At 58.5% G+C, this 23006-nt stretch carries 18 protein-coding genes; 8 read left to right on the top strand and 10 right to left on the bottom strand.

The features are described from left to right. Window positions 1-53 precede the first annotated feature (53 nt). From leuB to leuC, 4 genes are all read right to left on the bottom strand, one after another. Window positions 54-1136: a 3-isopropylmalate dehydrogenase gene (gene leuB, locus N7D90_RS09480; RefSeq protein ID WP_261741917.1), complete on the bottom strand. Its 1083-nt coding sequence runs from the start codon at window positions 1134-1136 to the stop codon at window positions 54-56. Window positions 1137-1193: 57 nt separating this feature from the next. Then, entirely contained in the window at window positions 1194-1961 is a 768-nt protein-coding gene (locus N7D90_RS09475; protein WP_261741916.1) for a class I SAM-dependent methyltransferase, read from the bottom strand. A gap of 162 nt (window positions 1962-2123) precedes the next feature. Further along, complete coding sequence (gene leuD / locus N7D90_RS09470) at window positions 2124-2768, bottom strand: 3-isopropylmalate dehydratase small subunit (RefSeq protein ID WP_261741915.1); 645 nt, start codon at window positions 2766-2768, stop codon at window positions 2124-2126. Window positions 2769-2778: 10 nt separating this feature from the next. Then, complete coding sequence (gene leuC, locus N7D90_RS09465) at window positions 2779-4197, bottom strand: 3-isopropylmalate dehydratase large subunit (protein WP_261741914.1); 1419 nt, start codon at window positions 4195-4197, stop codon at window positions 2779-2781. Between the two features lie 133 nt (window positions 4198-4330). Here leuC and N7D90_RS09460 point away from each other — a divergent pair, with 133 nt between their 5' ends. Both N7D90_RS09460 and N7D90_RS09455 read left to right on the top strand, forming a co-directional pair. Next, entirely contained in the window at window positions 4331-5251 is a 921-nt protein-coding gene (locus tag N7D90_RS09460) for a LysR family transcriptional regulator (RefSeq protein WP_261741913.1), read from the top strand. A 39-nt stretch (window positions 5252-5290) separates the two neighbouring features. Beyond that, window positions 5291-6472: an acetyl-CoA C-acyltransferase family protein gene (locus N7D90_RS09455; RefSeq protein ID WP_261741912.1), complete on the top strand. Its 1182-nt coding sequence runs from the start codon at window positions 5291-5293 to the stop codon at window positions 6470-6472. Between the two features lie 163 nt (window positions 6473-6635). Here the strand turns inward: N7D90_RS09455 and ycaC are convergent, their stop codons facing one another. Together ycaC and N7D90_RS09445 are read right to left on the bottom strand one after the other, a co-directional pair. After that, window positions 6636-7262: an isochorismate family cysteine hydrolase YcaC gene (gene ycaC / locus N7D90_RS09450; RefSeq protein WP_261741911.1), complete on the bottom strand. Its 627-nt coding sequence runs from the start codon at window positions 7260-7262 to the stop codon at window positions 6636-6638. An 82-nt stretch (window positions 7263-7344) separates the two neighbouring features. Next, window positions 7345-8211 (bottom strand): pirin family protein, encoded by an 867-nt coding sequence (locus tag N7D90_RS09445; RefSeq protein ID WP_261741910.1) that lies wholly within the window; start codon window positions 8209-8211, stop codon window positions 7345-7347. Between the two features lie 194 nt (window positions 8212-8405). Between N7D90_RS09445 and pvdM the strand changes: the two genes are divergently transcribed. The 4 genes from pvdM (at window position 8406) to N7D90_RS09425 (ending at window position 15005) form a co-directional block, all read left to right on the top strand. Beyond that, entirely contained in the window at window positions 8406-9755 is a 1350-nt protein-coding gene (gene pvdM / locus N7D90_RS09440; RefSeq protein WP_261741909.1) for a pyoverdine-tailoring dipeptidase-like protein PvdM, read from the top strand. 16 nt (window positions 9756-9771) lie between these two features. Continuing rightward, a complete protein-coding gene (locus tag N7D90_RS09435; RefSeq protein WP_261741908.1) occupies window positions 9772-10644 on the top strand; it encodes a formylglycine-generating enzyme family protein in 873 nt (290 codons plus the stop codon). Between the two features lie 79 nt (window positions 10645-10723). Continuing rightward, the gene (locus N7D90_RS09430) at window positions 10724-12388 is read left to right on the top strand and encodes a cyclic peptide export ABC transporter (RefSeq protein WP_261741907.1); all 1665 of its coding nucleotides are present in this window, start codon (window positions 10724-10726) and stop codon (window positions 12386-12388) included. Between the two features lie 145 nt (window positions 12389-12533). Further along, entirely contained in the window at window positions 12534-15005 is a 2472-nt protein-coding gene (locus N7D90_RS09425; protein ID WP_261741906.1) for a TonB-dependent siderophore receptor, read from the top strand. Window positions 15006-15085: 80 nt separating this feature from the next. Here N7D90_RS09425 and hcnC read toward each other — a convergent pair whose 3' ends face one another. Genes hcnC through N7D90_RS09410 form a run of 3 tightly spaced genes read right to left on the bottom strand, consistent with a single transcriptional unit; the run spans window position 15086 to window position 18055 of the window. Beyond that, window positions 15086-16342 (bottom strand): cyanide-forming glycine dehydrogenase subunit HcnC, encoded by a 1257-nt coding sequence (gene hcnC, locus N7D90_RS09420; RefSeq protein WP_261741905.1) that lies wholly within the window; start codon window positions 16340-16342, stop codon window positions 15086-15088. A 1-nt stretch (window position 16343) separates the two neighbouring features. Next, the gene (gene hcnB / locus N7D90_RS09415) at window positions 16344-17741 is read right to left on the bottom strand and encodes a cyanide-forming glycine dehydrogenase subunit HcnB (protein ID WP_261741904.1); all 1398 of its coding nucleotides are present in this window, start codon (window positions 17739-17741) and stop codon (window positions 16344-16346) included. Next, complete coding sequence (locus N7D90_RS09410; RefSeq protein WP_261741903.1) at window positions 17738-18055, bottom strand: (2Fe-2S)-binding protein; 318 nt, start codon at window positions 18053-18055, stop codon at window positions 17738-17740. Before N7D90_RS09410 ends, hcnB begins: the two co-directional genes overlap by 4 nt. A 180-nt stretch (window positions 18056-18235) precedes the next feature. Here N7D90_RS09410 and N7D90_RS09405 point away from each other — a divergent pair, with 180 nt between their 5' ends. Together N7D90_RS09405 and N7D90_RS09400 are read left to right on the top strand one after the other, a co-directional pair. Beyond that, the gene (locus tag N7D90_RS09405) at window positions 18236-19099 is read left to right on the top strand and encodes a LysR family transcriptional regulator (protein WP_261741902.1); all 864 of its coding nucleotides are present in this window, start codon (window positions 18236-18238) and stop codon (window positions 19097-19099) included. A gap of 89 nt (window positions 19100-19188) precedes the next feature. After that, entirely contained in the window at window positions 19189-20433 is a 1245-nt protein-coding gene (locus N7D90_RS09400) for an AGE family epimerase/isomerase (RefSeq protein WP_261741901.1), read from the top strand. Between the two features lie 129 nt (window positions 20434-20562). On the opposite strand, the gene N7D90_RS09395 is transcribed toward N7D90_RS09400, so the two are convergent. Next, window positions 20563-22998 carry a TonB-dependent siderophore receptor gene (locus N7D90_RS09395; RefSeq protein WP_261741900.1) on the bottom strand — a complete coding sequence of 812 codons (2436 nt, stop codon included), beginning with the start codon at window positions 22996-22998 and terminating at the stop codon, window positions 20563-20565. Window positions 22999-23006 lie beyond the last annotated feature (8 nt).

Genomic DNA, 23006 nt, shown 5'->3' with positions numbered 1-23006 from the left:
AACAAAAAGTGGGGTCGTTACTTCCACCAACAGGAAGTAACGGGCCCGAGAGATTACAGATTCTGCAGCGCCGCGACTACTGCGTTGCCCATTTCCTGTGTTCCGACCTTGGTGCAACCCGTCGACCAGATGTCACCCGTACGCAAGCCTTGGTCCAGAACCAGGCTCACTGCCTGCTCAATGGCATCGGCAGCGGCGGTCTGGTTGAAGCTGTAACGCAGCATCATCGACACCGACAGAATGGTCGCCAGCGGGTTGGCAATGCCCTGCCCTGCGATATCCGGCGCCGAACCGTGGCACGGCTCGTACATACCCTTGTTGTTGGTGTCCAGCGACGCCGACGGCAGCATGCCGATGGAGCCGGTGAGCATCGAAGCCTGGTCGGACAGGATGTCACCGAACATGTTCTCGGTCACGATCACGTCGAATTGTTTCGGTGCACGCACCAGTTGCATGGCGGCGTTGTCGACGTACATGTGGCTCAGTTCGACGTCCGGGTAGTCCTTGGCCACTTGCTCGACCACTTCACGCCACAGTTGGCTGGACGCCAGTACGTTGGCCTTGTCTACCGAGCACAGCTTTTTGCCTCGTACACGGGCCATGTCGAAACCGACACGGGCGATGCGACGGATCTCGCTTTCGCTGTACGGCAGGGTGTCATAGGCCTGACGCTCACCGTTTTCCAATTCGCGGGTGCCGCGTGGAGCGCCGAAATAGATGCCGCCAGTCAATTCACGGACGATCAGGATATCCAGGCCCGCGACGATTTCAGGCTTGAGGCTCGACGCGTCGGCCAGTTGCGGATACAAAATCGCCGGACGCAAGTTGCCGAACAGGCCCAATTGCGCACGGATTTTCAGCAGGCCGCGCTCAGGACGGATATCACGATCGATCTTGTCCCATTTCGGACCACCCACAGCACCCAGCAAGACAGCGTCGGCAGCGCGGGCGCGCTCCAGGGTTTCGTCAGCCAGTGGTACACCATGCTTGTCGATGGCCGCGCCGCCGATCAGATCATGGGTCAGCTCGAAGTTCAGCTTGAACTTGTCGTTGGCCAACGCCAGCACCTTGACCGCTTCGGCCATGATTTCCGGACCAATACCGTCGCCTGGGAGAATCAGAATCTGCTTGCTCATGGGTTCCTCTTTCTTGTCTTTTGATGCCCCCGCAGGCGCATCCTGAAATTTTTAGGGTTACTTCTCAGCCCAAAGCACCAGCACATCGGTGCTGAAAGAGCCATCGGCTTCAACTTCAAAATAATCGCGAACTTCCGCGCCCATCGACTGTTGCAACTGGCGAATGGCGGCACTCATGACCTGCGGCGTACGCATACGCTCGATCCAGGAGCTGAACTCTAAACGCAAACGCTGACGCTGTGTGCTGCGCGTATGCAAACCGGCCTCACTCACCTGGCGCAGCCACTCGGCGGTCGAATAATCACGCACATGGCTGGTGTCGCGCAGCACCTCGACACTTTGCAGATAGGTGTCGAACAGCGGGCTGCCTGGAGAAATCACATCGATAAACGCCGCCACACCGCCCGGTTTAAGCACCCGGCGCACTTCACGCAGGGCCAGGCCCAGATCGCTCCAGTGGTGCGCCGAATAGCGGCTCAGCACGTAATCGAACTCACCATCGGCGAACGGCAGGCGCTCGGCGGCACCGCAGACGGTGCTGATATTGCCCAGCTCACGATCGATTGCCGCTGCGCTCACGACATCGAGCATCTGCTGCGACAGGTCGTAGGCCACCACGTCTTTAACCAGCGCGGCAACGTGAAAGCTCACATGACCCGCGCCACACCCCAGATCAAGAACACGCGCCTGGGACTTGCCGGTCAATTCGGCCTTTAGCAGCCCGAACTCAGTGCCTTGCGCATGCACGGCACTACTCAGATAGGCCGCAGCCTGCTCGCCGAACTGCTTTTGTACAACCTGACTGTGCTGGGCGGTGCTGGTCATGATGATGTCCTTTCCAAGAGTGGCGCCATACCTGTAGCAGTTGCCGCAGGCTACGTTCGGTTGCGAAGCAATCGTAAAGCCTGAAAAAACGCATTCTCTGACTTCACGACGACTGCGTCGCCGGACGCAGCCTGCGGCAGCTGCTACGAAGATCTAATGCAATCACGCGTCGCGAAACAACCACGGCTGGCTTGCACGGTGCTTGCTTTCAAAGGCGGCAATCGCCACATCGTCCTGCAAGGTCAGGCCAATATCGTCCAGACCATTGAGCAGGCAGTGCTTGCGAAACGCATCGATCTCGAAGCTCAGCACCTTGCCATCCGGGCGGGTCACTGTCTGCGCTTCAAGGTCGATACTGAGCTGGTAACCCGGCTCGGCTTCTACCTGGGCGAACAACTCATCCAGTTCCGAGTCACTCAAGATGATCGGCAACAGACCGTTTTTAAAACTGTTATTGAAGAAGATGTCGGCATAACTCGGCGCGATGATGCTGCGAAAGCCGTACTCTTCCAACGCCCAGGGCGCGTGCTCACGGCTGGAACCACAACCGAAGTTTTCACGGGCCAGCAACACGCTGGCACCCTGATAACGCTCGGCGTTGAGCACGAAATCCTTGTTCAACGGGCGCTTGGAGTTGTCCTGATACGGCTGCCCCACATCCAGATAGCGCCATTCATCAAACAGGTTAGGGCCAAAGCCGGTGCGCTTGATCGACTTCAAAAACTGCTTGGGAATGATTTGGTCAGTGTCGACGTTGGCGCGATCCAAAGGAGCGACCAAACCCGTGTGCTGAGTAAAAGCTTTCATGCTGCGCTCCTTAGATCAATTCGCGGACGTCGATAAAACGACCGTTCACAGCGGCGGCGGCGGCCATTGCCGGGCTCACCAGGTGAGTACGGCCACCTGCGCCCTGACGGCCTTCGAAGTTGCGGTTGGAGGTCGATGCACAATGCTCGCCGGACTCCAGACGGTCCGGGTTCATCGCCAAACACATCGAGCAACCTGGCTCGCGCCATTCAAAACCGGCCTCGAGGAAAATCTTGTCCAGCCCTTCCGCTTCGGCCTGGGCTTTAACCAGCCCCGAACCCGGCACCACAATCGCCTGCTTGATGGTGGAGGCTACTTTGCGGCCCTTGGCAATTACCGCTGCAGCGCGCAGATCTTCGATCCGCGAGTTGGTGCACGAGCCGATAAACACGCGATCCAGCTGGATATCGGTAATCGCCTGGTTGGCAGTCAACCCCATGTACTTCAACGCACGCTCAATCGAACCGCGCTTGACCAGATCAGCTTCCTGCGCCGGGTCCGGCACGTTCTGATCAACCGCCAGGACCATCTCGGGCGAAGTGCCCCAGCTGACTTGCGGTTTGATCTGTGCGGCGTCGAGTTCAACTACGCTGTCAAACTTGGCGTCACTATCGGACACCAGGTCTTTCCAGGCTTCGACTGCCAAGTCCCATTCGGCGCCTTTTGGCGAAAATGGGCGACCCTTTACGTAGTCGACAGTCTTCTGATCCGCCGCCACCAGCCCCACACGGGCGCCCGCCTCGATGGACATGTTGCAAATGGTCATGCGGCCTTCAACCGACAACTCGCGAATCGCGCTGCCTGCGAATTCAATGGCGTGACCATTGCCACCTGCAGTGCCGATCTTGCCGATCACTGCCAGTACGATGTCCTTGGCGGTCACGCCGAACGGCAATTGCCCTTCAACCGACACCAGCATGTTCTTCATTTTTTTCGCCACCAGGCACTGCGTAGCGAGCACATGCTCAACCTCGGAAGTGCCGATGCCGTGGGCCAATGCGCCGAAAGCACCGTGGGTCGAGGTGTGCGAGTCGCCACACACCACGGTCATGCCCGGCAAGGTCGCGCCCTGCTCCGGGCCGATCACGTGAACGATGCCCTGACGCACGTCATTCATCTTGAATTCTGTGATGCCGTACTCGTCACAGTTATCGTCCAGGGTTTGCACCTGCAGACGGGAAACCTCGTCAGCAATCGCTTCGATCCCGCCCTTGCGCTCTGGCGTGGTCGGTACGTTGTGGTCCGGGGTCGCGATGTTGGCATCGATGCGCCAAGGCTTGCGCCCGGCCAGACGCAGGCCTTCAAAGGCTTGCGGCGACGTCACTTCGTGAATGATATGACGGTCGATGTAGATCAGCGCCGAGCCATCGTCGCGCTGCTTGACCAAATGCGAATCCCAGAGCTTGTCGTAGAGCGTTTTGCCGGCCATCAGACGGTTTCCTCATCAGCTACTTTTCTGTGCCAATAACCACTTGGCTTGTGAGGTCGATCCTATGGCGTTACAGTGAATAACTCAAATTCATAATTTTCATGCTTTGGATAACCAACAGGAATTCGAATAGATGGATCTCGCGAATCTCAATGCTTTTATCGCCATTGCTGAAACCGGAAGCTTCTCCGGGGCCGCCGAACGGCTGTTTTTGACCCAGCCCGCCATCAGTAAACGCATCGCCAGCATCGAGCAGCAACTCAAGCTCCGGCTGTTCGACCGGCTGGGGCGTGAGGTCAGCCTGACCGAGGCGGGCCGAGCCTTGCTGCCGCGGGCCTATCAGATTCTCAACGTTCTGGATGACACCCGCCGGGCGCTGAACAACCTCAATGGCGAGGTCAGCGGGCGCCTGACTCTGGCCACCAGTCATCACATCGGCCTACACCGTTTGCCACCTTTACTGCGTGAATTCACCCGCACTTACCCCAAGGTCGCGCTGGATATCCAGTTTCTCGATTCAGAAGTAGCCTACGACGAAATTCTGCATGGCCGCGCCGAACTGGCTGTGATCACCCTGGCGCCTGAGCCTCACTCGCTGATCCGTGCCGTGCCGGTATGGGACGACCCGCTGGATTTCGTGGTCGCCCCGGAGCACAGCCTGACCCGGCAAAAGGCCGTCAGCATGGCCGATATTGCGCGCCATCCGGCAGTGTTCCCCGGCGGCAACACCTTTACCCACCATATTGTCCATCGCCTGTTTGAAGCCCAGGGCCTGACGCCCAATATCGCCATGAGCACCAACTACCTGGAGACCATCAAGATGATGGTCTCCATTGGCCTGGCCTGGAGCGTGCTGCCGCGCACCATGCTTGACGAACAAGTGGCCTCGATCACCTTGCCCGGTATCCAGTTGACCCGGCAGTTGGGTTACATCGTGCATACCGAACGCACCTTGTCCAATGCCGCCCATGCTTTCATGACACTGCTCGATAGCCAGGTCGATACGCTTGCACCTCAAACGGACGACTCACAACCCCGTATTCTGGTGAAATAATCCCGCTCATTTGGCCCAATAAAACAATAAGGACCCGCCATGCAAGCTTCTGAAATATTCATCCTCAGCGCCCAGCGCACGGCCATCGGCACCTTTGGTGGTGCACTCAGGGACGTACCCTTGGCCGATCTGGCTACCACCGCGCTAAAAGCTGCGCTGCTGACAAGCAAGGTCGACCCGAAGCGCATCGGCCACGTGGTAATGGGCAACGTGATCCCGACCGAGCCCCAGGACGCCTATCTGGCGCGAGTCGCCGCGATCAACGCCGCGATTCCCAAGGAAACCCCGGCCTACAATGTCAATCGCCTGTGCGGTTCGGGCTTGCAGGCGATTATTTCGGCCGCCCATACGCTAATGCTCGGCGACGCCGAGTTCGCCATTGGCGCCGGTGCCGAAGCCATGAGCCGCGGCCCGTACCTGCTGCCAGCAGCCCGCTGGGGTGCGCGCATGGGAGATGCGCAGATGCTCGATTACATGCTTGGCATTCTGCACGACCCGTTCCACGGCATTCATATGGGCATCACCGCCGAGAACATCGCCGAGCGCAACAGCATCAGCCGTCAGACCCAGGATGCCTTGGCGTTTGAAGATCAGCAGCGTGCAGCCCGGGCCATCGCCCAGGGCTACTTCAACAGCCAGATCGCCGCAGTCGAGGTACGCAGCCGTAAAGGCAGCGTGCTGTTCAGTCAGGACGAACACCCACGGGCCACCACCCTGGAACAGCTGGCGCAGATGAAACCGGCGTTCAAAAAGGACGGCAGCGTGACCGCAGGCAATGCCTCGGGGCTCAATGACGGTGCAGCGGCGCTGGTATTGGCCAGTGGCGCTGCGGTTCAAGCTGGCAACCTTGCGCCCATGGCGCGGCTCGTGGCCTATGCCCATGCCGGGGTAGAGCCTGAACTGATGGGTTTGGGGCCAATACCAGCGACGCGGCTGGCGCTGAAACGGGCGGGATTGAAGATCGAAGACATGGACGTTATCGAAGCCAATATCGCCTTCGCCGCCCAAGCGTGCGCTGTAATGCAGGAACTGGACATGGACCCGGCCAAGGTCAACCCCAACGGATCGGGGATTGCCCTTGGCCATCCGGTAGGCGCCACGGGTGCGATCATCGCCACCAAGGCCATCCACGAACTGCACCGCATACAGGGCCGCTACGCACTGGCGACCATGTGCATCGGCGGCGGTCAAGGCATAGCGGTGATTTTCGAGCGGGTGTGAGCATCGCTCAAAACCTGTAGCGACTCTGTTACAGGCCAAGCCACATATGGGAACGAGCCTGCTCGCGAATGATCTCGCGAGCAGGCTCGTTGCCACGGTTGAAGTATCTCTGTAGCCGCTTGCGGCCCTCGGCAACTGCTCCGAGTTCGCGTGCACCTATCGTTTATTTGCCAGCGGTCAAGGTGCTGTAGCTGGTGATCAGGTTGCGGTAATCCGGGATGTGGTTGGAGAACAACGCACCCAGGCCTTCAACGTCATTGCGCCAGTCGCGATGCAGCTCACAGGCCAGGCCGAACCAGGTCATCAATTGCGCCCCTGAAGACGACATCCGGTCCCAGGCCGAATTCCGGGTGATCTCGTTAAACGTACCGGAAGCATCCGTCACCACAAACACCTCAAAGCCTTCAGCCAATGCGGACAGTGCCGGGAACGCCACACACACTTCCGTCACGACTCCAGCAATGATCAGTTGTTTCTTGCCGGTGGCCTTGACCGCCTTGACGAAGTCTTCGTTATCCCAGGCATTGATCTGACCGGGACGAGCGATATACGGCGCCTCCGGGAACAAGGCCTTCAGCTCGGGCACCAGTGGGCCATTGGGGCCGGTTTCGAAACTGGTGGTCAAAATGGTTGGCAAGTTGAAGTATTTGGCCAGATCGGCCAGCGCCAGCACGTTATTTTTGAACTTGTCCGGATCTATATCCCTTACCAGCGACAGCAAGCCCGCCTGGTGATCCACCAACAAAACGGCGGCATTGTCCTTGTCCAAACGTTTGTAAGAAGTTGTCATGGGATTTCACTCTCTGGAAGAAGATACAAATGGCCAGGCCATGAACATTCATGACCTGGAGCTACGGTTTAGTGCGTTATGTCTACGCGGGCATCCGGCCAAATTTGCCCGACTGGAAGTCCACAAATGCCTGCTGGATTTCGGCGTCTGTATTCATCACAAACGGTCCGTGCCCCACGATTGGCTCGTCGATCGGCTCGCCGCTCAAAATCAACAGCACCGCATCGTTATTGGCCTCAAGACGGATTTGTGTACCGTCGCGTTCAAACAGCGCCAACTGCCCTTCACGCACCACTTCCTGACCATTGACCTCAACTGCGCCATGCAGCACCACCAACGCGGTGTTGCGGCCTTGGTGCAAATCGAGCGTAGTCGACTTGCCTGCATTCAAGCGGATATCCCACACGTCTATCGGCGTAAAGGTATGCGCCGGACCGCGCTTGCCGTCGAACTCACCGGCAATCAGCCGCAAACGCCCGGCATGGTCTTTCAGCGCGAGATCAGGAATTTCCTGATCCACAATTGCCTGATACCCCGGCGCGGACATTTTGTCCCGAGCTGGCAGGTTGACCCACAACTGAACCATTTCCAGCGCGCCGCCACTGCGGGCAAACGCCTCGGAATGGAACTCCTCATGCAGGATCCCCGACGCGGCGGTCATCCACTGCACATCACCTGGCCCGATCACCCCGCCGTTACCGGTGGAATCGCGATGCTCGACTTCGCCCTTGTAGACGATAGTTACGGTTTCAAACCCGCGATGCGGATGCTGACCTACACCACGACGTTCTGTGGTTGGCGAGAACTCTGCGGGGCCGGCGTAATCGAGTAACAGGAACGGGCTGATGTGTTTGCCCATGCTGTCGTACGAAAACATAGTGCGAACCGGAAAACCATCGCCTACCCAATGAGGGCGGGGGGCTGCGTAAACACCAAGAATCTTTTTCATGTTGCACCTCCTGTAAATCATGGTCACAAGCTTAGATTCGATTCGTGGATATGAGTAGTCTGATTTTTTGACACTCATCGTTCTACCCATAGAACGATTCACCATTCCAGACTGCCGATTAAATTCCGGGCCTTGCTCCTCGTTCTTTTCTGATAGCAAAGGCCCTGCGCCTGCGGATTCCTACAGAGAAGGCAATGACTAAACCACGTGCAAAAAAAGCCCTGTTGATCGGACTTCCTCTAGTGCTGGCCGCTGCCATCGGTGGCGGGTTTGTGGTCTGGGACAGCTTCTACAAAGGCAATGCGGGATACCCGCTGAACATCATCAAACAAGCAGATGAGCTGCAAACGCGGGTCCTGTCCTTCGACAGCCATATCACTGTGCCACTGGAGTTTGGTACAGCAGGCAATGAAGCCGACAAGGATGGCCCTGGCCAGTTCGATCTGGTGAAGACGGCCAAGGGGCGCTTGTCGGGTGCTGCGTTGACGATCTTTGCCTGGCCGGAAATCTGGAACGGGCCCAACGCCCCGCATCGACCAACTGACGGGTTTGTCGCAGCGGCGCGCAATGAACAGGAGGCGCGCTACCAAATCATCAGTGCAATGGTCCGTGACTTCCCCAATCAAGTGGCAATTGCCTACACCCCGGATGACTTCAGGCGACTACACGGCGAGGGCAAATTTGCGATTTTCATCAGCATGCTCAACGCCTATCCACTGGGTAACGACCTCAACCAGCTCGACCAATGGGCCGCGCGCGGCATGCGCATGTTTGGCTTCAGCTATGTGGGCAATAACCAGTGGGCCGACTCCTCACGCCCCTTGCCCTTTTTCAATGACACCCCGGATGCGCTCAACGGCCTTTCCGCGACCGGCAAACAGGCCGTGCAGCGGCTAAACGACCTGGGCGTGATCATTGACGTGTCGCAAATGTCGAGCAAAGCCCTGGAGCAAGTCAGCCAGCTCAGCCGCACCCCAATGGTGGCCTCGCACTCAGCGCCACGGGCCCTGGTAGACATACCGCGCAACCTCAGTGACAAGGAAATGCAACTGATCAAAGACAGTGGCGGGGTCGTGCAGATTGTGGGTTTCGGCACCTATCTGCGCCCGCTCAGCCAGGACAGCCAGGACAAACTCAATACCCTGCGCCGCCAGTTCGATTTACCGCCGCTGCGCAATCTGGAAATGGCCCTGATGCCCGGCGACGCGATCATTACCGTGTGGCCCGAACAGCGCTTCGGCCAATACGCCAGCGGCCTGTACAGCATCGTCGAACAAGAACCCAAAGCCACGCTCAAGGATTACGGCGATGCGATCGACTATGCGGTGAAAAAGATCGGCATCGACCATGTCGGTATCAGTTCCGACTTCAACGACGGCGGCGGCCTGGATGGCTGGAAGGATGTCAGCGAGGCCCGCAACGTCACCGCCGAGCTGCTGCAGCGCGGCTACTCGGAGGCGGACATAGCCAAACTCTGGGGCGGCAACTTTTTGCGCGTCTGGGACACCGTGCAAAAAGCCGCCAGGCCAGCACCCACTCACTAAAGTGAAACCACAGCCCATGTTTAAGTTGAAGCCACTGTATTACTTGCCCCTCACCGCCCTGTTTTCCAGTGCCATACCCGCATTGGCCCAGGCCAACCCACCCGCACCACCGGGCACGGTCTTCAAGGACTGCAAGCATTGCCCTGAAATGGTGGTACTGCCCGTTGGCAGTTTCGTCATGGGCACACCGCAAGATGAAGTCGGGCGCGAACCTGATGAAGGCCCGATGCACACCGTGACCTTCAGCAAACCGATTGCCATCAGCCGCTTCCAGATCACAGCGGGCGAGTTCGATGCGTATATCAAGGAGACCGGAGTCACGATTGCCGATGGCGACGACCGCCCGGGGCGCGCCTGCATCGCCAGCAAACCGCGCTATCCCCAAGGGCCGCGCCAACCAGCGGTGTGCATGGACTTTAACGACGTCAAAAACTACGTCAGCTGGATTTCCAAAAAAACCGCCAAACCGTATCGCATGGTCAGCGAGGCCACCCGTGAATACGCTGCACGGGCCGGGTCTACCGGGCCTTTCCCGTTCCCGATGGATGAAGGCAAGGCATACAGCATTGCCAAACATGCCAACACCTACGGCCCCGCCGATGGCTACAGCTACACCTCACCGGCGGGCAGCTACCCGGCCAACGCATTTGGCGTATACGACATGCACGGCAACGTTTATGAGTGGCTGGCGGACTGCAAGCACAACGACTACATCGGTGCGCCCGCCGACGGCAGCGCCTGGGTCACTGACAGCACCTGCGAACTGCACCAGATTCGCGGCAACGACTGGGGTGAGGCGCCGGTGTTCTCCCGCTCGGGCAACCGCAACGATATTTACCCGCAAACCCGTGGCGACTGGATCGGGTTCCGGGTAGAGCGCGATCTGTAACCACTCAGCCGCTAAATCCGCGACCCAATCACTCGTTCACAAGAGACTGCCCTCCCCTTGATCCAAGGAACTCTTGTTTATGAGCCAGCCCGCTACACCCCGGACCTCGCCCGGGGTTCTGAGAGAACTGTTGACCCTGCTCAAGCCGTTTCGCCTGATCGTCAGCCTGTCCGTATTGCTGGGGATGGTCGGCGGGTTAAGCGTCACGGTATTGCTGGCAACCATCAATAACGCACTGCATGCCGAAGGCGGCCTCACACAGCAGGTGGTCGCCCTGTTCGCCGGGCTCTGCGTGCTGGCACTGGCCAGTAGCATCTGTTCGGATATTGGCAGCAACTACGTCGGCCAGCACATCATTGCCAGGTTGCGCAAAGAGCTGGGCGAAAAAGTACTCTCGGCGCCGATTTCGCAAATCGAACGCTACCGCAGCCACCGCCTGATCCCGGTGCTGACCCACGATGTCGACACCATCAGTGATTTTGCCTTTGCCTTTGCGCCGCTGGCCATTTCCCTGACCGTGACCCTGGGCTGCATGGGCTATCTGGCGATGCTGTCGTGGCCCATGTTCTTGATGATGCTGGTGGCAATCGTGATCGGCACCGTCATTCAATACATTGCCCGTGGCTACGGCCTCAACGGCTTCAGCGAAGCCCGCGAAGCCGAGGACGAACTGCAAAAGCATTACAACGCAATTGCCGAGGGCGCCAAGGAACTGCGCATCCATCGCCCACGCCGTCAGCGTATGTTCGTCAGCGGCATTGCGCGCACGGCGCAAAAAATCTGCGACATCCAAGTACGCTCGATCAATACCTTTGTGATCGCCAAAAGCCTGGGCTCGATGCTGTTCTTCGTGGTCATTGGCCTGGCCTTGGCCATGCAGTCCTGGTGGCCCAGCAATAATCCTGGCGTTATCAGTGGTTTTGTCCTGGTGCTGCTGTATATGAAAGGCCCGCTGGAGCATCTGATCAGCACCCTGCCGATCATCAGCCGTGCGCAAATCGCATTCCGGCGCATCGCCGACTTGTCCGAGCAATTCAACTCACCCGAACCGCACTTGCTGCTCAGCGAGCCGGGGGAACAGGACAAGACGGTAAATAGCCTGGAACTGCTGGACGTCAATTACACTTTTCCAGCCGTGGATGGCAGTGCCCCGTTCCACTTGGGGCCGGTCAACCTGCAGATCAAGCAGGGCGATATTGTGTTTATCGTCGGTGAAAACGGTTGCGGCAAAACTACCCTGATCAAATTGCTGCTAGGCCTGTACGCACCGCAGCAAGGTGAAATCCGCCTGAACGGCAGCCCCGTCACAGCCCAAAGCCGCGATGATTACCGCCAGTTGTTCACCACCATTTTTGCCGACTACTACCTGTTCGACGACGTGGTGCAAGGCGACATGAAAATCCCCCAGGACGCCGAGCAATACCTCAAGCGCCTGGAAATTTCGCACAAGGTCAGTATCACCGACGGTCAGTTCAGCACCACCGACCTCTCGACCGGCCAACGCAAGCGCCTGGCGCTGGTCAATGCCTGGCTCGAAGAACGCCCGGTGCTGGTATTTGACGAATGGGCCGCCGACCAGGACCCCACCTTCCGCCGCATTTTCTACACCGAGCTGTTGCCGGACCTTAAGCGCCTGGGCAAAACCATCATCGTGATTTCCCACGACGACCGTTACTTCGACGTTGCCGACCAACTGGTACGCATGGACAGCGGCAAAGTCAGCACCGCGCTGGATGTCGCCTGACACAACTCACCGCGACTCCCGCAACAGCTGAAAAAATAATCCGAATTAATTGCGGAACTTGTTTCTGGTTTCCTGATCGTGCTGCGTCTAATAACTATTCCCATTAACAAGAAAGATTTTTCCTTCTCTGGAGCCTAGGCACGCAATGCAACGACCAAACTTGAGCCGGACCCCTCTTTCGATCGCTACCCAGCGCCAGACTGTTCGCCGCACCCTGTTGTCCAGCGCCTTTGTGGCCTCGGTATTACTGGGTTCATCCATTGCTCAGGCGGCTCCGGTGGCCCTGAATATTCCGGCGCAGTCACTGGCCAGCGCGCTGAATGAACTGGGCAAGCAAGCCAACCTGCAAATCCTGTACAGCCCGGATCAGGTTCAAGGCATCAAGTCGCATTCCGTGTCCGGTTCGCTGGAACCGGTCAAGGCACTGGAATCCCTGCTGCAAGGCAGCGGCATTTCGTATCAGCTCAATGGCGATACGGTGATTCTCAGTGCACCTCAAGGCAAAGGCCTGGAGCTTGGCGCGACCAATATTTCCGGCGAGGGCATGGGCCGTTCACTGACCACCGAAGACACACATTCCTACACCACCGGTGCCACAAACAGCTCGACCAAACTGCCGTTGTCGATCCGCGAAACCCCGCAAACCGTTACCGTGATCACCCGTCAGCTAATGGACGACCAGGCTGCCCAAAGCATCGGCGATGTGTTGCGCAACGCGCCGGGGATTTCCACCCAGGCCTACGACAGCGACCGCATGGAATACTCGGCCCGTGGCTATGCCATCACCAACTTCCAGTACGATGGCGTCAACACGCAGTATGACGGTGTGTTCGATGAAGGCGCGACCAAGGTCGACATGGCTCTGTATGACCGCGTCGATATCATCAAAGGCGCCACTGGTCTGTTGTCAGGCTCCGGCGAGCCATCGGCTACGGTGAACCTGATCCGTAAAAAACCGACCCGCGAATTCAAGGCCTCAGTCACTGCCAGCGCCGGTTCCTGGGACAACTACCGCACCGAAGGTGATATTTCCGGGCCGTTGAATGAAGACGGCAGCGTGCGTGGACGCTTTGTCGGGGTCTATCAGGATGCCGACTCATACCGCGATCACGCCTCGAAAAAGAATGATGTGTTCTACGGCATCATCGAGGCCGACCTGACCCCGGACACCCTGTTCACCTTCGGCATGGACTACCAGAACATCAAGCCACGCGGCTCGTCATGGACCGGTAACCCGTACTACTTCTCCAACTACACCAAGACCGATTTCAGTCGCTCATTCAACCCGGCCACTGACTGGAGCCGTCGCGACGTTCAGGCACAGTCGACCTTCGCCTCCCTTGAACACCGCTTTGCCAACGACTGGAAAGTCAAAGGCACCTTGACCCAGCAAACCAATGATCACGACACTCAACTGGCATCGGCCAGCGGTGGCATGCCTGATCCGGTCACCGGTAAAGGTATGTTCTTCTACTGGGGCAAGTGGGAAGGCCATCGCGTACAGAACACTGCTGATATCAACGCTACCGGCCCGTTCAGCCTGTTTGGCCGCGAACATGAGTTGGTGGTAGGCGCCACTTCACAGTCGTCCAGACAAACCGGTGCGACCTTTGACGCCTCCCAGGTCGGCGCGGTCCCGGGCAGCATCTTTGACTGGTCCGGCGATTACCCGAAACCGTACTTCCCGAAAAACGGCAAGTACGAAAAGAATCAAAACCAGAACAGCGCCTATATCGCTGCGCGCTTCAAACCGACCGACGATTTGGCGCTGATCCTTGGCAGTCGCCTGAGCGACTACCAGTACAACGACACCTATAAATACTACGTGCAGTCCGCTAGATTTTCAGACAACAAAACCACCTCCAAGCAGCACGGCAAAGTCACGCCGTATGCCGGTGTGGTGTATGACCTGAACGAGACCTACTCGGCGTACGCCAGTTACACCTCGATCTACAAACCGGTCACCGAGAGGAGCAAATCCGGAACCACCCTGGCCCCCACCGAAGGCAACAGCTACGAAATCGGTTTGAAGGGTGAATACTTCGACGGTCGCCTGAATGCCACCGCAGCGATTTTTCGCACCGAGCAGAAAAATCTGGCCGTCGTTGATGGTATCGATGCAGCCAACGAGACCTACTACAAGTCGGTTGATGGTGCGACCACCAAAGGCATCGAACTTGAACTGGCCGGTGAGCTGATGCCCGACTGGAACGTGATGGCCGGCTACACTTACGCCCAGACCAAAACCGAAGATGGCGGCCGTTTGTATGGCTACCCGCTGGAAACTACCAAGCCTGAAAACGTGGCACGGCTGTTCACCAGCTACCGCCTGCCGGGAGTGATGAACAAGGTTACCGTGGGCGGTGGCGTAAACTGGCAGAGCCCGTTTTACGGCAGGATCTACAACGAATCCAAATCTGACTACGACATCATCGAGCAGCAGAGCTATGCGCTGGTCAACCTGATGACCCGCTACGAGTACAACGAACACCTGACATTCAACCTCAACGCCAACAACGTATTCGACAAAAAATACCTGTCAGGCCTGGGCAACTTCAGCACCACTTACTACGGCGAACCGCGCAACCTGATGCTGACCACCAAATACACCTTCTAAAACATCAGTGGGAGCGAACCTGCTCGCGAAGGCCTCAAAAACATCGCGAACAGGCTCGCTCCCACAGCCTTCAGAGGCGTTTATGCGCCCATGACTTTTTTCCGCATCACCGGTTGCAAGTCAAAACGATCTGCCAGAAACGGCGTGACATCCAGCGGTAGCGGCTCATCTCGTACCAGCGCATCGAGCATCACACCGGTTATCGCAGAGGTCAGGATGCCGGTACGGAAGTGACCGCATGCATTCAAATACCCCTCGACCCCCTTCATTGGTCCAAGAATCGGCAACTCATCGGGCGAGCCCGGACGCAGCCCGGCCCAGGTACGCTTGAGGTTCACGTCCTTGAGTTCAGGAATACACCGCATCGCGCCCTGCACCAGCCCCGTGATTTCAGGAAAGGTGGTGCTCACGTCAAACCCTTTGTCTTCCGTGGTACTACCAATCAGGATTTCGCCGTTGTCCTTTTGCGCCAGGTAACAATCACTGGTGGTCAGGCAGCCGTTGAGTAACTTGGGCATGCGTTCAGTCAGCACAATCTGACCTTTGACCGGCGCCACAGGGATGCTCAGGTCGGTGGCCATTACGCTGAGGTCTGCCGCCCAGGCGCCAGCAGCGTTGATCAGGGTTTTGCTGTGGAATGCACCATGGTTATCCGTGCGCACGCCGATCACCTTGCTGCCCTGACGCAACACCTCAGTGACGTTGGTATTGAAGTACAGGTCGACGCCATTTTGCCGCGCCCCTTCGGTGTAAGCATCGGTCAGACGGAACGGGCTCACCTGGTGATCGCACAGAAATTCCAGTGCACCTTGCGCGTCGTGGCTGACACTCGGCTCCGACTCGCGCAGGGCCGCCTGATCGAGCCAGCGGACCTCATCGGCCAAGTGTGGAATGTTGGCGACGATATGCTCGGCATACTGTCGGTCTTCATCGTCATAAATCACGTACTTGAGCCCGGTGCGCTCGAACTTGAAATCCATGCCGTGCTTTTTCAGCAGCTCCTGGTGCAAGCCGGGGTACAGCGCATTGGATTGCAGGGCAAAGTCGAAAAAACAATCAGGCAGGATATGTGGCGTGGTGGAATCGACAATTACTGCCGAACCCTGTGCTTCGCGCTTGCGTTCGGCAGACATCATGCGGAAAAAAATCACCCCGCAACCCAGCCCTACAGACTCGCCGATAGCCCACAAACCACCTGCCGAAGCGCGGCTGGCATTGCCGGGGCGCTTGCAGTCGATCATGGCGATTTTCAGATCCTGGCGACGAGACAAGTGGTAGGCACAGGACGCGCCAATAACACCACCACCGGCAATCACCACATCATAAGTCTTGATCATGTCAGGCATCCTTGCACGCATTGGTAAAAGCCGAAAACGGTACGGGTTCCAGCGGAAAGCGCGGGCGCAACCAGCCCACATCCTTGCGCCCGGTGGCTTCACGCAGGCGATCGCTGCAATAGCCGACGCACATCCGGCCCTGGCAGTCGCCCATGCTGATTCGGGTGCGCATTTTCAGGCTGGCCATGTCTTGCACGCCCTGGCTCAGGGCCAGGTCGATGTCCGCACGGGTCACATTTTCACAACGACACACCACCGTGTCCGCCTGCGGCAATTCGATCTGACGCGTGCCGCGCTGGGTGTAGCGGTCAATGCCGCCACGAAAGCGCACGATAGTGTTGAGCCTGGACTGGTACACGCGGCGCTGCTCAAGCGCCTGTTTTTCACTCAAAACCCCGCGTTGCAGCAAAATCGACAACGCTGCAATGCGCCCGGTGAGCATCGCCGCTTCACCGCCGCGCATGCCGGTGACATCCCCGGCCAGGTGGATTGACCGCTGATTGCTCTGCTGCCAGTTGTTGGCTTTGACCGCCAGATAACCATCGACGTTATAAGCGTGCTCAAGGCCCATCTGCTGGCTGAGTTGAGTCCGCGGAATAAACCCGTAGCCCACCGCCAGGGTGCGAGCTGGCACCGCCTGCGCCTTGTTCATATCGGCCAGCCAGGTGCTGGAGTACGGGGCCACGATCACTTCGCTCAGTTCACCCTCGCCCCTTGCTTGCACTACACCCCAACCGTAATGCACGGCCACGCCATGGCGCTTGAGGTAAACCAGCATGCTCAAACCGTCGAGAAACAGCTGCGGCTGATTGAGCAGTGCCAGGCTTTGCTTGGCAATCCGGCCAAACTCGCACGCCTCATATACCCCGGCCACTTCCACACCCGCCGCGTGCAACTGGCAGGCCACCAGCATCAGCAAAGGTCCTGTACCGGCGATCAGCGCCGGCCCCTTGGGCTTGACCACGCCACTTTTGATCTGCAGTTGCAGACCACCGAGCATGATTACACCCGCAGTAGTCCAGCCAGGGAACGGCACGCTGCGTTCATGGCAGCCAGCGGACAACACCAGTTGTTCGAAGCCGATTTGCTGCAACTGCTCACTGTCGTCCAGCACTTGCAGAGATTGTTCACCTTGCCCGCCAACCACGCGATGGTTGAGACGCACATCGACAAAATGGGCAATGGCCGAAAATTCGCGGTGCAGCTTTTGCAGTGCGTCCTTGTAGCGCTCGCCCAGGTAGTCAAGTTCGACACCGTCGCGCAAAGGTCCGCGATAGACCACGCCGCCCAGGCGTGAAGCTTCTTCGAGCAACGTGCTGTGCACCCCGTGTTCTGCCAGCTCTATCGCAGCCGACATACCCGCCGGGCCGCCGCCGACAATCACCGGTTTGGCATTCATAGCGCGAGCTCCTGCTCGGCGATCCGGTTTGTTCCGGTCTCGACCTGCATTCCGGGCTGCACCACCGTCTGGCAGGCGCGACGCTTGTGTCGGCCATCGATATTCACCAGGCAGCAGTAGCACACACCCATACCGCAATAAGCGCCATTTATCTGGCCGTGATCATTGGGCGACAATTGCCGTATGCCGACTGAGTTCAATACGCTGAGTACGGTCTCTCCTAGAGCTGCGTCAACCGTTTGGCCATTGATGAGAATGGACATATCGGTCTGCATCAAAGGTTGAATGTCGTACTGTCGCTTCAAGTCATCCATGTCTGTAATCCCTTTTTTTATGTATCGTTGCTCAGCACATCACTGCCACCCTGTGCCAAGGGGAGAGACGTTAGCCTGATGCAGGAAATAAACATTGATGCGTGCCAATAAAGGTCGTTGTTTCATGTGTTTTTGACGCATTAGCCTTACACTGCTGGCCTCTTGCACACTGGCGTGTTTATGGACCTCGACCTGGCTCGCACCTTCCTTGAAATAGTTCGCTATGGCAGCCTGGTTGGCGCAGCTGAAAAACTGCATGTCACCCAGACCGCCGTAACTGCTCGGGTGCACAAGCTCGAAAGCCTGCTCGGCGTCACGCTGTTTATCCGTAACCGCGCAGGCGCCCGGCTTACCCCCGAGGGCGAAGCCTTTGTGGTATACGCCAATCAACTGCTGCAAACCTGGGAGGCCGCCCGCCGCGACCTGCCGCGCCCTGAAGGTCTTGATCAGTTGCTGCACATCGGCGGCGAAGTCAGCCTGTGCAACCCACTGATCCTGAGCTGGGCCAAGGCCTTGCGCCAACACCTCACCACCCATGCCCTGCGCATCCAGATCAGCGATGCCGAGCAGTTGTTGCGCCAGGTTGAAATGGGCTTGCTGGACGCTGCACTGGTCTATCAACCGGCCTATTGGCCCGGGGTCCAGGTGGAGCAGTTGCTCGAAGAAAAACTGATCCAGATTCGTCGGCCGGGGCAACCCGATCCTTATGTGTACATCGAGTGGGGCGAGGACTTTCGCCGCCAGCATGACGCCGCCCTTCCCGACAAGTCGCGGGCAGCCATCAGTTTCAATCTGGGGCCGGTAGCCCTGCATTACATTCTGGAAAACGGCGGTAGCGGCTACTTCCGCACTCGCGTGGTGCAGAGCTACCTGGACAGCGGGGCCCTTGAGCGTGTACCCAAGGCCCCCGAATTCAGCTACCCGACCTATCTGGTGTACTCGCGCGAACGAGACAGTGCGGCCTTGCAACAAGGCATCGAACTGCTGCGCGAAATCGTCAAGCAGGACAGCGACTGGTCGCAGCGCTGGGTGCCGGAAATTTAAGCTATACCCAGAGATGAAAGCTTTCAGCCGGGCGGCCAATCCCTTAGTCTGCGAGCGCTGAATAACGACAAAAACAATACAGGTGGCACATGACCGACCTCACCCGGACCAACGAAAGCTGGCTGACATCCGCCCCCCATCAGCAGTGGTTGCACGAACAGGGCCGGGCACTGGTGGATTTCGCCAAAGCGGCCCGCGTACCGCTCGGTTTCGCCCAGCTGGATCGATTTGGCCAGCGCCCGGATGATGCCACGGCTGACACCGTTACCACTGCACGCATGGTGCACAGCTTTTCTCTGGCCCACATTCAAGGCCTGCCGGGATGCGCTCCGCTGATCGACCTCGGCTTGGCCGCATTGGCGGGCCCGTTGCGTGACGCCGAGCATGGCGGCTGGTTTTCCAGCCCCGCTGCGCAAGATGGCAACACCCGCAAAGCAGCCTATTTACATGCGTTTGTAGCGCTGGCCGCCAGCTCGGCAGTGGTGGCCGGGCGTCAGGGCGCAGCAGAGTTGCTGGCCGAAGCTGTTGGCGTACTTGAAGAGCGTTTTTGGTCCGAAGCCGAGGGGGCTCTGCTGGAGTCCTTTGCCCGCGACTGGAGTGACTGCGAGGCGTATCGCGGAGCCAACAGCAATATGCATGGCACCGAAACCTTTCTGGCCCTGGCCGATGTGCTCGACGAAGACCTGTGGCTGGACCGCGCCTTGCGCATTGCCGAGCGGGTTATTCACCAACATGCGGCGCAGTCCGACTACCTGCCCGTCGAGCATTTCGATGCCCACTGGCAGCCGTTGCCCGACTACAACCGGGACAACCCGGCGGATGGCTTTCGCCCCTTCGGCAAAACCCCGGGGCACGCCTTCGAATGGGCGCGCTTGTTGCTGCACCTTGAAGCCGCCCGCAAACAGCGCGGTTTGTCGGCGCCAGCGTGGCTGCTGGAAGACGCTCGCCAACTGTTCAGCAGTGCGTGCCTGCATGGCTGGAATGTCGATGGCGGCAGCGGAATTGTCTACACCCTGGACTGGAACAATCAGCCGGTGGTGCGCGAGCGCCTGCACTGGACCCTGGCCGAAGCATCAGCGGCGGCCGCTGCGTTGTTGCAACGCACCGACGAGCACCCATACGAGGTCTGGTATCAACAGTTTTGGGACTATATCGACCTGCATATGATCGACCGCCAGCACGGCAGTTGGCATCACGAACTGGGGATCGATAACCTGCCTTCGGAGAACATCTGGCCCGGCAAACCGGATCTTTACCATGCTTACCAGGCCACGCTGTTGCCACGCCTACCACTGGCCATCAGCCTGGCCAGTGCACTCAAATTGCGTCGTTGAACCCGCACCAAAAAACCGACAGAGACCTGTGGGAGCAGGCTTGCTCGCGATGCAAACGGCGCGACCAATCAGGCCAACCGTGGTGATGCAATCGCGAGCAAGCCCGCTCCCACAAGAGTGAAAGTGTCATCACCAATCGTATTTGACTTCCAGCGCCGCCGTGCGCTGCTGCCCGTAATAACAGCCAAAGCTGTAGTTGCACGAGGACACATACTCGCGATCAAACAGGTTCTGCACGTTAAGGCTGGTGCTGACGCCCTTGAAGCTCGGATCAAGGGCCGCCAGGTCATAGCTGAGCGTGGCGTCGTAGATCACAAATGACGGGGTCTTGAAGGTGTTGGCCGAGTCGCCGAAGTTTTTTCCGGTGTAACGCGCACCGCCGCCCAGGGTCACACCCGCAAGCGCCTGCCCGGTGAAGTGATAGTCGGCCCAGACGCTCGCCGCCCACGGCGATTGCGCTTCACTTCGGTTACCTTGGTTGTTGTAGTTGGACTTGCTGTAGAACACATCCAGATACGACAGCGAGGCGATTAGGTCGACGTTGTTAAAGCGGCTTTTACCTTCCAGTTCAATGCCCCGCGATCTGACTTCACCTTCCTGGACCTGGTACTCCAGATACTGCAAATCGCCGGTCAGGACATTTTGCTGGGTGATCTCGAACACCGAGGCCGTGAGCAGACTGGTGTCATTGGGCTGGTACTTGACCCCCACTTCATACTGCTTGCCCGTCATCGGTTTGAACGCCTTGGCGCCACGTGCCGGGGCCGAGGTGCCCACTGACGGCAGGAACGATTCGGTGTAGCTGATGTACGGCGCCAGACCGAACGAGGTGACATAGGTCAGGCCCACGCGAGCGGTGAACTTGTTGTCGTTTTGCTGCTCCCGCGTGTTGGCCAGCAGGTCATTGTTTTCAACCTTGGCCCAGTCCTGGCGCCCGCCAATGGTCAGGATAAAGTTGTCCAGCTTGATCTGGTCCTGCACATACAGGCCGGTTTGTTTGACCCGGTTGTCCCACTGGGTGGTCAGGGTCGGCACGCCATCGGTGCGGTAGTTTCCCGGACCGTAAAGGTCGAGAATCTCACTGCCGGACAGGTTGTAGCCCTGATATTTGCGAATGAAACTTCTGTAGTCCAGCCCCACCAGCAAGGTGTGCTGCAAAGGCCCGGTGACAAAGTCGCTCTGCAGATGGTTGTCGAAGGTGTAAGAGCTGTTCTGCTGACGCCAGTCGAGCTTGGTGCGGCTGGCGTGGGTGTCTGTCGCGCCATCCGGGGCGGTGACAAAACGGTTCAGGTAAAAACCCTTGTACCGGTCGTCGACGTCGATATAGCTCAGGCTCTGGCGATAAGTCATCGCCTCGTTGAAGGCATGGGAAAACTGATAGCCGAGCACATACTGGTCGCGCTTGTAATCGTTCCACTTTGAGTCGCCCAAAAACTTGTCGCGATCAATCTTGTTGCCTTGCGAGTTGCGGTACAGGCTGCCCACCGCAGGCAAGGCCTGGTAATCGGCCAGGGCATCATCACGCTGCACCTGTGCGTATAGCGTCAGCTCAGTGTTGTCGTTGGGCGTCCAGGTAAAACTTGGCGCCAGCAACTGGCGTGAATCTTCAGTGTGGTCCACCTGCTCGCTGCCGGTGTTGCCGACACCGATCAGCCGATAGCTAAGGGTTTTTGCATCATCCAGCGGGCCAGTGAAATCAAAGGCCAGGTTGTAGCGATCAAAACTGCCAGTGCCGACCTTTATCTGATGTTTGGCCTCAGTGCTCGGGCGCTTGGACACCATATTGATCATGCCGCCTGGCTGGTTCTGCCCATACAACACCGAGGACGGCCCCTTGAGCACTTCGATACGTTCCAGGGTGTATGGATCGATTTGCGGAGTGCCGCCCAAGCTGCCCGCCGACGGTAAATACGCGCCATCGAGGTAAAGCAAGGTCGGGGCAAAGCCGCGGCTGGTGATTTCGTCCGCGATGGTGTTGCGGTCGGTGTAGCCATTAGTGCTCAGGCCCGGGGTGTAACGCAGCGCTTGCGTCAGGTCGCGGGCGCCCTGCACCTGCACTTGATCAGCCGTGACCACGTTGATGGTCTGCGGAATTTCCAGAATCGGCGTGTCGGTTTTGGTGGCCGTCGCCGAACGAGTGGCGACAAAGCCGTCAACGTGACCACGACCGTCTTCGGCCAACAACGCCGAGACATTGGTTGCTCCCAGGTTCAACGCCCCCGCCTCGGCTTGCGGGTAAACACTCAACGCGCCGCTGTCGGTCACACTCAGGCCCAGGCCGCTGCCCACCAAGGCGTGTTCGGCAGCCTGTTGCGGGGTATACATGCCGTTCACCGGAGCGGATTTTTTGCCCTGCAGCAAGGCGGGTGCGACCGACAGAGTCAAGTCGCTGTCACGGGCGATCCGGCTCAGGGTCACACCCAAAGGCGCAGCAGGCAGATCAAAAAAACGAGTGGTACTTTGCTCACGGTGCATCGCCTCGGCCACCGCAGTCAGCGGGTGGCCAGCAAGGCACAGGGTGATGGTCAGGGCCAGCAGACAAGGTCTTAGCGGGGCGTACGGCATGGGGCGTC

Source organism: Pseudomonas fragi, from assembly GCF_025426255.1.
Lineage (GTDB): Bacteria > Pseudomonadota > Gammaproteobacteria > Pseudomonadales > Pseudomonadaceae > Aquipseudomonas > Aquipseudomonas kulmbachensis.
Note: the sequence above shows the minus strand (reverse complement) of the source record. Positions and strands in the feature narration are given on the sequence as shown.

Coding starts and splice junctions, on each gene's coding strand:
- N7D90_RS09395 (WP_261741900.1), bottom strand. CDS start 22,998: ATGCCGTACGCCCCGCTAAGACCTTGTCTGCTGGCCCTGACCATCACC.
- leuB (WP_261741917.1), bottom strand. CDS start 1,136: ATGAGCAAGCAGATTCTGATTCTCCCAGGCGACGGTATTGGTCCGGAA.
- leuD (WP_261741915.1), bottom strand. CDS start 2,768: ATGAAAGCTTTTACTCAGCACACGGGTTTGGTCGCTCCTTTGGATCGC.
- N7D90_RS09455 (WP_261741912.1), top strand. CDS start 5,291: ATGCAAGCTTCTGAAATATTCATCCTCAGCGCCCAGCGCACGGCCATC.
- pvdM (WP_261741909.1), top strand. CDS start 8,406: ATGACTAAACCACGTGCAAAAAAAGCCCTGTTGATCGGACTTCCTCTA.
- leuC (WP_261741914.1), bottom strand. CDS start 4,197: ATGGCCGGCAAAACGCTCTACGACAAGCTCTGGGATTCGCATTTGGTC.
- N7D90_RS09430 (WP_261741907.1), top strand. CDS start 10,724: ATGAGCCAGCCCGCTACACCCCGGACCTCGCCCGGGGTTCTGAGAGAA.
- N7D90_RS09400 (WP_261741901.1), top strand. CDS start 19,189: ATGACCGACCTCACCCGGACCAACGAAAGCTGGCTGACATCCGCCCCC.
- hcnB (WP_261741904.1), bottom strand. CDS start 17,741: ATGAATGCCAAACCGGTGATTGTCGGCGGCGGCCCGGCGGGTATGTCG.
- N7D90_RS09435 (WP_261741908.1), top strand. CDS start 9,772: ATGTTTAAGTTGAAGCCACTGTATTACTTGCCCCTCACCGCCCTGTTT.
- N7D90_RS09410 (WP_261741903.1), bottom strand. CDS start 18,055: ATGGATGACTTGAAGCGACAGTACGACATTCAACCTTTGATGCAGACC.
- N7D90_RS09460 (WP_261741913.1), top strand. CDS start 4,331: ATGGATCTCGCGAATCTCAATGCTTTTATCGCCATTGCTGAAACCGGA.
- N7D90_RS09425 (WP_261741906.1), top strand. CDS start 12,534: ATGCAACGACCAAACTTGAGCCGGACCCCTCTTTCGATCGCTACCCAG.
- N7D90_RS09445 (WP_261741910.1), bottom strand. CDS start 8,211: ATGAAAAAGATTCTTGGTGTTTACGCAGCCCCCCGCCCTCATTGGGTA.
- N7D90_RS09405 (WP_261741902.1), top strand. CDS start 18,236: ATGGACCTCGACCTGGCTCGCACCTTCCTTGAAATAGTTCGCTATGGC.
- N7D90_RS09475 (WP_261741916.1), bottom strand. CDS start 1,961: ATGACCAGCACCGCCCAGCACAGTCAGGTTGTACAAAAGCAGTTCGGC.
- hcnC (WP_261741905.1), bottom strand. CDS start 16,342: ATGATCAAGACTTATGATGTGGTGATTGCCGGTGGTGGTGTTATTGGC.
- ycaC (WP_261741911.1), bottom strand. CDS start 7,262: ATGACAACTTCTTACAAACGTTTGGACAAGGACAATGCCGCCGTTTTG.